Source organism: Agrococcus sp. AC640b, from assembly GCF_979255995.1.
The window spans coordinates 1-8,867 of the sequence record NZ_CEEDMM010000038.1; the positions used below are offsets into that span (position 1 = coordinate 1).

Here is an 8,867-nt window from a genome sequence, read left to right on the forward strand (position 1 = left end):
TCCCGCTGCTGCTCGGCGCGGGGCGCCCCCCTCCCGCCCCTTGAGGTGCGAGCGGAGCGAGCCTCGAAAGGAGCACGCGCACCCACGGCGCCGCGTTCGTGGGAGCCGTGCGCTGCGCGGCGCCCCGGCCGGGCGCCGCGCCGGCGTCAGACGATCGCGTCGGTCAGGTGGTTCGGCGTGCCGAAGCGGTGCGCCGTGATCGACACCGCCTGCTCCTGCAGGTACGGCAGCAGCTCGATGCGCCCCGCCTCCGTCACCTCGTCCGCGTAGACCGCGAGGTCGGGGCGGCCGCCCGTCACGGCCGTCACCGTGCCTGCGGCAGCGCCGACGAGCCGCACCCGTCCGCCGCCGTGGGCACGCACGCGCTCGGCCCACGCGGCGTCGTCCTCGACGGTCGCCGACACGACGACGTCGCCGAGCACCCGCTGGACGTCGACGGGCAGCGCCGCCGCCGTCGACACGATCGTGCGGGCACCTGCGCGCGCCGCCCCGGCGAGCGTGCGCAGCGCGTCGGTGGCCGAGCCGCCGGGCGCGAGGCGCACGAGCACGGGCTCGCGGTACGGCAGGTGGCGCAGCAGGTTGCGCTCGGCCTCGAGCTGCGAGACGTCGGCCGCCGTGCCGAAGCGCTCGACCCAGGCGGCCTCGTCGCTGCGCACGGCGCGCTCGAGCCGCTCCGCCTCGGCTGCGGGCACCGCCCGCGCCGCCTCGGCGAGCAGGTCGCGCACGCCAGGGTGCGTCGGCGTCGCGCCCGTGGTGGCCGGCAGCGTCGACCAGGAGCCGAGTCCCACGAGGTAGTTCGGGCCTCCCGCCTTCGTGCCGGGGCCCACCGACGAGCGCTTCCACCCACCGAACGGCTGCCGCTGCACGATCGCGCCCGTCGTGCCGCGGTTGACGTAGAGGTTGCCGGCGGGGATGCCGCGCAGCCACGCGTCGATCTCGGCGGGGTCGAGCGAGTGCAGCCCCGAGGTGAGGCCGTAGTCGATCTCGTCGACGATCGCGATAGCCTCGTCGAGCGTCGCAGCGGTCATGATGCCGAGGATCGGCCCGAAGTACTCGGTGCGGTGATACTCGGAGCCGCGGGCGACGCCGTCGCGCACGCCTGGCGTCCACATGCGCCCCTCCTCGTCGAGCCGGCGCGGCGCGATCGCCCACGACTCGCCGGGCGCGAGTCGCGTGAGGCCGTCGAGCAGCTTGCCGGCGGCGGGCTCCACGAGCGGCCCCATCTGCGTCGTCGCATCCTGCGGCAGGCCGACGGTGAGGGAGGCGACGGCGTCGAGCAGCTGCGTGCGGAAGCGGCGCGAGCGCGCCACAGAGCCCACGAGGATCACGAGCGACGCCGCGGAGCACTTCTGCCCTGCGTGGCCGAAGGCGGAGGCGACGACGTCCTTGACCGCGAGGTCGAGGTCGGCCGACGGCGTCACGATCATGGCGTTCTTGCCGCTCGTCTCGGCCAGCAGCGGCAGGTCGTGGCGGAACGAGCGGAACAGCTCGGCCGTCTCGTACGCGCCCGTGAGGATGACGCGGTCGACGAGCGGATGGTCGACGAGCCGCCTGGATGCGGCACGGTCGGCGACCTGCACGAGCTGCAGCACGTCGCGCGGCACGCCCGCCGCCCACAGCGCCTCGGCGACGAGCGCGCCGGAGCGTGCCGTGACGCGCGCAGGCTTGAACATGACGCCCGAGCCTGCCGCGAGCGCCGCGAGCGCACCGCCTGCGGGGATCGCGACGGGGAAGTTCCACGGCGGCGTGATCACCGTCACGCGCGCGGGCGTGAAGGTGGCGCCGTCGACGTCGTCGAGCTCCTTCGCGCGCTCGGCGTACCAGTGCGCGAAGTCGATCGCCTCCGACACCTCCGGGTCGCCCTGCGCGATCGTCTTGCCCGCCTCCGACGCCATGACCTCCAGCAGGTCGCCGCGCCTGGCCTCGAGCTCCTCGCCGGCGCGGTGCAGCACGATCGCGCGCTCGGCGCCCGTCATCGCGCCCCACGCCTCGGCGGCCGCGTGCGCATCCGCGATGCACGCGTCGACCGCTGCCGCATCCGGCAGCGTCGCGGCTGCGACGGCGTCGACGCCGAGCGTCGAGCCGGGCACGCGCGCGAGCACGTCCTGCACCCATGCGCGGTGCTCGCGCACCGACGGGTCGGTGTCGGAGGCGTTGCGGAACGCGCCGTCGACCGAGCGGGGCACGGCGGCGAAGCGGTCGGGCACGCGGTGGCGTGCGGGGGCAGGCTCCGCCATCGCGGCGATCGAGGCGAGGAAGCGGTCGCGCTCGCGGGCGAAGAGCGTCTCGTCGGCGTCGAGCGAGAACACGGCCGACATGAAGTTGTCGCTCGCCGCGCCCTCCTCGAGCCTGCGGATGAGGTAGGCGATCGCGACGTCGAACTCGGCTGGCGCGACGACGGGGGTGTACAGCAGCAGGCTGCCGACGTCGCGTCGCACGGCCTCGGCCTGCGCCTGCGCCATGCCCAGCAGCATCTCGAGCTCGACGCCCTCGCGCACGCCGCGCCTGCCGGCGAGCAGCCACGCGTAGGCGATGTCGAACAGGTTGTGGCCTGCGACGCCGAGGCGCACGTTCGCGATGCGGTCGGGATGCAGTGCGTAGTCGAGCACGCGCTTGTAGCCGGCGTCGGACTCGAGCTTCGAGTGCCACGTCGCGAGCGGCCAGCCGTGCAGCGACGCCTCCGCACGCTCCATCGGCAGGTTCGCGCCCTTCACGAGCCGCACCTTGATGCCAGCGCCACCGCGGGCGCGGCGGTCGGCCGCCCACGTCTGCAGATGCTCCATGGCGGGCAGCGCATCCGGCAGGTACGCCTGCAGCACGATGCCGGCCTCGAGCCCGAGCAGCTCGGGGCGGTCGAGCAGGCGCGTGAAGACGGCGATCGTCAGGTCGAGATCCTTGTACTCCTCCATGTCGAGGTTCACGAACTTCGGCGTCGGCGCCTCGGCGGCCTGCTGGAACAGCGGCTGCAGCTGCTCGACGACGTCGTCGACGGCCGCGTCGAACGCCCACGGGTCGTGCGGGGCGACGGTCGAGGAGACCTTGATCGACACGTAGTCGACGTCGTCGCGCGCGAGCAGCGCACGCGTGCCTGCGAGGCGGCGGCGCGCCTCGTCCTCGCCGAGCACGGCCTCGCCGAGCAGGTTCATGTTGAGGCGCACGCCGTCGCGGCGCAAGGAGGCGATGGCGCGGCCGAGGCGGGCGTCGGTCGCGTCGACGATGAGGTGCCCGACCATGCCGCGCAGCACGCGGCGAGCGATGGGCACGACGACGTGGGGGAGCACGGGGGCGAGCAGGCCGCCGAGGCGTACGGCGGCGCGCATGGGGGCGGGCAGGAAGCCGGGCACGTTCGGCGCGATGGCACGCAGCGTGCGTGCGGCGACGCGGCGATCCTCGGGGCGCACGACGCCGTCGACGAAGCCGACGGTGAAGTCGAGGCCAGCGGGGTCGCGCAGCACGCCCGCGAGCCGGGCGCCTGCGGCATCGGCGGGGATGCCAGAGGCCTCGCGCAGCCAGTGGCGCACGAGCGCGATGGCCTCCTCGGCGAGTGCCTCGTCGGTGGCGTCGTCGCGACGCTGGTCGTCGCGGATGTCGAGCGTCATGGCCGTCCCTTCCGGTCCACGCCGACGTGGCCCGTGAGGGACAGTCTGCGACCGTCGACCATGCGGCAACAGCGAACGAATCCGCAGGGTGATCATCGGAATTCCAGGATGGTCGATGCGCGCGTCCGTCACGACCGGGGCACGGGACCGGCGTCGCTCTCACCGGGGATCCAGCCCGAGCCGGGATCATGGGATGGTGACGAGCGACGAGCGCCAGGACTTCGAGTCCCCGCTGTCGACGCACGTCCCCAACCTCGACGCGCAGCGCGCGTACGCCGCCTCCATCGCACCGCCGCCCAGGCCCCGGCTGCCCCAGCAGATGACGCGTCGCGCGCGCCTCGCCGGCGGCGTCGGCGGCGCGATGATGCTGCTGGGCTTCGACGTGACGGGTCTCGGCGTGCTGCTGCTCCTGCTGCCGCTGCTCGTCGAGTCGCTCGTGCGCTGGCTGTCGTCGGTGCTCGTCGACGTCGACGTCGCGGCGGCCGACGCGAGCATCGCAGCGCTGCAGTTCGGCCCGTGGCCGTGGGTCGGCGCGGCGCTCGTCGTGGTCGGCGTCACGGCGTTCGTCGTGGGTGCGCTCGTCAGCGTGCGCGTGCTGCGGGCGGCGGGCTACGCCCGGCCCGTCAGGCTCACGTTCGGCGCGTTCGGGATCGCGCTCGGCGCCCGCGTCGTGCTCAACATCTTCACCGCGCCGTTCTCGACCCTGCTCTCGCCGCTGCTCGATCGTGGGATCACCGGGCTCGCCGCAGGTGGGGCCGAGATGGTCGGCACGATCGTGGCGCTCGTGATCGCCGCCGCGATGAACGTGGCGATCGCCGCCGCGACCGGCATGGTCGCATGGTGGCTGCTCGCCCACGCCACGCGACCGGCCGCCGAGGTCGAGGAGCCCGAGCCGCCGCAGTGGGAGACGCTGCTCGAGCGAGACTCCCTGCCGCACTGACCCGCGGTCGGCGCAGCGGCGTCCTCCGACCCGCCCCTGCTCGGTCGGGTGCGACGCCCCCTGCACCGCTCCTCCTCGGTCGTGGCGGTGCCCCCCTGCACCGCTCCTTGAGGTGCGAGCGCAGCGAGCCTCGAAAGGGGCCCAACCCGCGATCCGGTGGTCACGGCCCCCTTCGAGGCTCGCTGCGCTCGCACCTCAGGGATCGGGGTGGGCTCGCTGCGCTCGCACCGCAGGGAGCGACGGGAGCGGCGGGGCGGCGCCTGCGCCACTCAGTGCAGGTGGCTGCCGCCGTTCACGTCGATGTTCGTGCCCTGCAGGTACGACGCATCCTCGCTCGACAGGAACGCGAAGACCGCCGAGATCTCGTCGGTCGACGCCACGCGGCCGATGGGGATGTCGGCGGCGATGCGCGCCTCGAGCTCCGGCGTCGTGCCGACGCGGATGTTCGTGTCGACCGCGCCGGGCGTGACGGAGTTCACGGTCACGCCGGAGTCGGCGATCTCACGAGCGAGCGCCTTCGTGAAGCCGAGGATCGCCGCCTTCGCCGCCGAGTACGGCACCTTGCCGAACACGCCGCCGCCGCGCTGCGCCGAGACCGACGACATGTTCACGATGCGGCCGAAGCCCGCCTCGAGCATCGGCGGCAGGAACGCCTTGGTCATGAGGTAGGTGCCCGTGGCGTTCACCGACATCACGAGGTTCCAGAGCGCGAGGTCCGTCTCGAGGAACGGCACGGGGGAGGTGATGCCCGCGACGTTCGCGAGCGCGCCGACGACGGGCAGGCGTCCGGCCTCCACCTCGGCGGCGACGGCGGCGCGGGCCGCCTCGACGGCGGCCTCGTCGGCGACGTCCACGGCGAGGCCGAGGTGGGCGACGCCGTGGCGTGCTCCGATCTCGGCGGCGACGTGGGCTGCGCGCTCGCCGTCGAGGTCGAGGATGACGACGGCCCAGCCGTCGCGGGCGTAGCGGTCGGCGACGGCCATGCCGATGCCGCGGTCGCTCGCGGCGCCCGTGACGATGGCGGTGCGTGCAGTGGTCATGGTGCTCCTTCTTCTGATCGGTGTCGGCGGTGGCGTGCAGGGTCGACGGTCACCGCGACGGCACGCCGCGGTGCGCGAGGCCTGCGGCCTCGAGCAGGGGCGCGACGTGTCGTGCTGCGGCGTCGATGCTCGCGAGCCGCTCGGCGCGGAAGGCGGGCGTCGACGTGGAGGTCGCGTCGTCGGTGTAGGCGCGCGCGGGCAGCTCGAGCGTGAACGCGCCGTCGTAGCCGGAGGCGGCGAGCGCCGAGAAGGCTGCGGCGAAGTCGACGGTGCCGCCGCCGATGGGCTTCGCGAAGTCGCCGGGCACGGCGTCGCGCAGGTGCACGTGGGCGGTGCGACCGCCCCACGTCGCCACGACGTCGACCAGCGCGTCGTCGGCGGCGACGACGTGGGCGACGTCGAGCACGGCCCGCACGGACTCGGGGGTGCGCTCGTGCAGCATCGCGGCGCGCTCGGCGTTCCAGCACAGGCGGAGGAAGTGGATCGACTCCACCCACACCTGGGTGCCGTGCTGCTCGGCGAGCGTGGCGGCGACGGCGAGCTCGTGCGCGATGCGGGCGACGTCGACGTCGAGCGTCGCAGCCGGCGTGTGGTCGAGCGCTCCGCACGGCAGCACGAGCGCCTCGGCGCCGATGGCGGCGGTGAGGCGCAGGAGACGCTCGAGGTGCGCGCGGCGCGCGGCGGGGTCGGCGGCGGGCGCGTTCAGGTCGCCGACGTCGCCGTTCACCGAGCGCACGCGGATGCCGGCGGCAGCGATCGTGGCGGCGACGGCGTCGATCGCACGGTCGTCGAGCTCGAAGGGCACGTGGTCGCAGACGCCGGGGAGGGCGCCGAGGTCGATCTCCTGGAACCCGAGCGCGCGCACGTCGTCGAGGGCGTCGGGGAGCGCGAGGTGCTGGAACGAGATCGTGGAGCAGCCGAGCCTCTCGGGGAACGTCATCGTCGGTCCTCACGTGGCGCATCCGGTCCGCTCTGCGCCGAGCGGCGCGGCTGATCCGCACCGAGAGCGACCGTAGCGGGTCGACTGTTGACAGTCAACAGGAATGCGTGCATGCTGGCGTCTGCCGACAGCGTCGTGTGGCTCGTGAGTCCCCTGACGTCGAGGCATCCTTGACCAGGAGAGGACACCATGAGCACCGAGGCTCTTGCGATGCGCGGCCCCGTCCGCGGCACTCCCGAGGCGAAGCGCGTCGCCGTCGGCTCCGGCGTGGGCGCCGTGATCGAGACGTACGACTTCATCGGCTACGGCACCGCGGCCGCGCTGTACTTCGGCACCGTCTTCTACCCGTCCGAGGATCCCCTGGTCGGCACGCTGCTGTCGTTCGCGACGCTCGGCGTCGGCTTCCTCGCCCGCCCGCTCGGCGGCGTCATCGGCGGCCACCTCGGCGACCGCATCGGCCGCAAGCCCGTGCTCGTCGCATCCCTCATCGCCATGGGGCTCGCGACGTTCGTCATCGGCCTCCTGCCGACGTACGCGCAGGTCGGCATCGTCGCCCCCATCCTGCTCGTGACCGTGCGCATCGTGCAGGGCGTCGCGTTCGGCGCGGAGTGGGGCGGCGCGATCCTCATGAGCTACGAGCACGCGCCGTGGCGACGCAAGGGCGCCTTCACCGGCATCGTGCAGGCGGGCTTCCCCGTCGGGCTGCTGCTGGCGAACCTCACGTTCCTCGTCTCGGTGCACCTGCCTGGCGACTGGGCGTGGCGCGTGCCGTTCCTCGCGAGCATCGTGCTCGTCGCCGTCGGCCTCGTCATCCGCGCGAAGGTGCCCGAGTCGCCCGTCTTCGAGGACGTCAAGGCGAAGGACGACATCGTGCGATCGCCCATCGTGGAGGTCGTGAAGACCGACTGGCGCAACATCCTGCGCGGCATCGGCCTGCGCATCGCCGAGACCGCCGGCTACGCGGTGTCGGTGACGTACATGATCAGCTACATCAACGGCGAGGGTCTCGCAGAGCCGTCGCAGACGCTCACGGCGCTGTGCATCGGCGCCGGCATCGGCATCGTCGCGACGTGGGCGTGGGCGAACCTCACCGACCGCATCGGGCGCAGGCCGCTGTACATCGGCGTCACCGCGTTCGCGGCGCTCTTCGCGATCCCGATGTTCCTGCTCGTGAACACGGGCGTCTTCTTCCTCATCATCATCACGATGGTGCTCGCCTACTCCGTCTGCCAGAACGCGCTCGCCGGCGCGCAGGGCGCGTGGTTCCCCGAGCTGTTCCAGGCGAAGACCCGCTCGTCGGGCGCGTCGCTCGCGTACCAGATCTCGGCGATGGTGTCGGGCTTCACGCCCTTCATCACGACGCTGCTGTTCGTGGCGCTCGGATGGCTGGGCCCGGCACTGCTGTTCGGTGCGTACGCGCTCATCGGCCTCACGGCCGCGCTCCTCACTCGCGAGACGTGGGGTCCGCGCGAGCGCGCCCTCGCCGAGGAGGCGGAGGCGGAGGCGTCGACCGACGGCGACAGGCTCGCCCGCGCCGTCTGACGCGCGGCTGCAGGATCGGTGCCCGGCCGTCCGCCAGCGACACGGCGGCCGGGCACCGTACTGCTCGACGGGGCGGATGCGCACAGCATCCGCCCCGTATCCTTCTTCGCAGACCTAGGGGGGACGGCATGAGCGCACTCGTCGGGCTCGACCGCACGAACCTCCGCGAGCTCGCGGTGGTCTCGCTGCGTCGTGCGATCACGAGCGGCGAGATCGTGCCAGGCACCCACATGGTCGAGACCGATCTGTCGGAGCGTCTCGGCATCTCCCGCGGCACGCTGCGCGAGGCGATGCGGCAGCTGCAGCAGGAGGGCCTGCTCGAGGCGGGCGCTCGCGGCCGGCTGAGCGTGCGCAACCTCGATGCGCGCGAGATCGAGGACATCTTCCTCGTGCGCGGCGCCCTCGAGGCGCTCGCCGCCCGCCTCATCATCTCCGGTGGCCGCATCGAGGGCGCCGTGGCCGTGCTGCACGCGGCGATCGAGCGGATGCGGCTCGCCGAGGGCGGCACGGTGACGGCGTGGATCGAGGCCGACCTCGACTTCCACCGCGACCTCATCCGCTTCGTCGAGAACGCGACGCTCGAGCATCAGTGGCGGCAGCTGGAGGGGTCGATCCGCATGTCGATCATGTTCGCCGGCCATGAGCGGGCGAGGTCGAACATGGACACGGAGCGGCACCGCGAGATCGTGCAGGCCATCGCGTCGGGCGATGAGGACCACGCGGTGCACGTCATCCGAGCGCACATGATGCAGGCGGCGGCGACCCTCACGGCGTAGCCCCGCGTCGGGGTGCGCCCCGCCCACCGT

The 8,867-nt window shown here is 73.3% G+C and carries 6 protein-coding genes; 3 read left to right on the top strand and 3 right to left on the bottom strand.

The features are described 5' to 3' along the window. Positions 1 to 146 precede the first annotated feature (146 nt). Positions 147 to 3,599 carry a proline dehydrogenase family protein gene (locus ACZ6H8_RS13715; RefSeq protein ID WP_464147445.1) on the bottom strand — a complete coding sequence of 1,151 codons (3,453 nt, stop codon included), beginning with the start codon at positions 3,597 to 3,599 and terminating at the stop codon, positions 147 to 149. Positions 3,600 to 3,795: 196 nt separating this feature from the next. Here ACZ6H8_RS13715 and ACZ6H8_RS13720 point away from each other — a divergent pair, with 196 nt between their 5' ends. Beyond that, the gene (locus tag ACZ6H8_RS13720) at positions 3,796 to 4,539 is read left to right on the top strand and encodes a hypothetical protein (RefSeq protein WP_464147447.1); all 744 of its coding nucleotides are present in this window, start codon (positions 3,796 to 3,798) and stop codon (positions 4,537 to 4,539) included. Between the two features lie 269 nt (positions 4,540 to 4,808). Here the strand turns inward: ACZ6H8_RS13720 and ACZ6H8_RS13725 are convergent, their stop codons facing one another. Together ACZ6H8_RS13725 and ACZ6H8_RS13730 are read right to left on the bottom strand one after the other, a co-directional pair. Then, complete coding sequence (locus ACZ6H8_RS13725) at positions 4,809 to 5,579, bottom strand: SDR family NAD(P)-dependent oxidoreductase (RefSeq protein ID WP_464147448.1); 771 nt, start codon at positions 5,577 to 5,579, stop codon at positions 4,809 to 4,811. A 49-nt stretch (positions 5,580 to 5,628) separates the two neighbouring features. Next, a complete protein-coding gene (locus tag ACZ6H8_RS13730; RefSeq protein WP_464147449.1) occupies positions 5,629 to 6,519 on the bottom strand; it encodes a sugar phosphate isomerase/epimerase family protein in 891 nt (296 codons plus the stop codon). Positions 6,520 to 6,708: 189 nt separating this feature from the next. On the opposite strand from ACZ6H8_RS13730, the gene ACZ6H8_RS13735 reads away from it, so the two are divergent. Together ACZ6H8_RS13735 and ACZ6H8_RS13740 are read left to right on the top strand one after the other, a co-directional pair. Then, positions 6,709 to 8,061, top strand: a complete 1,353-nt coding sequence (locus tag ACZ6H8_RS13735) for an MFS transporter (protein WP_464147450.1) — start codon at positions 6,709 to 6,711, stop codon at positions 8,059 to 8,061. A gap of 128 nt (positions 8,062 to 8,189) precedes the next feature. Then, the gene (locus ACZ6H8_RS13740; RefSeq protein ID WP_464147452.1) at positions 8,190 to 8,837 is read left to right on the top strand and encodes a GntR family transcriptional regulator; all 648 of its coding nucleotides are present in this window, start codon (positions 8,190 to 8,192) and stop codon (positions 8,835 to 8,837) included. The last annotated feature ends 30 nt before the right edge of the window (positions 8,838 to 8,867 follow it).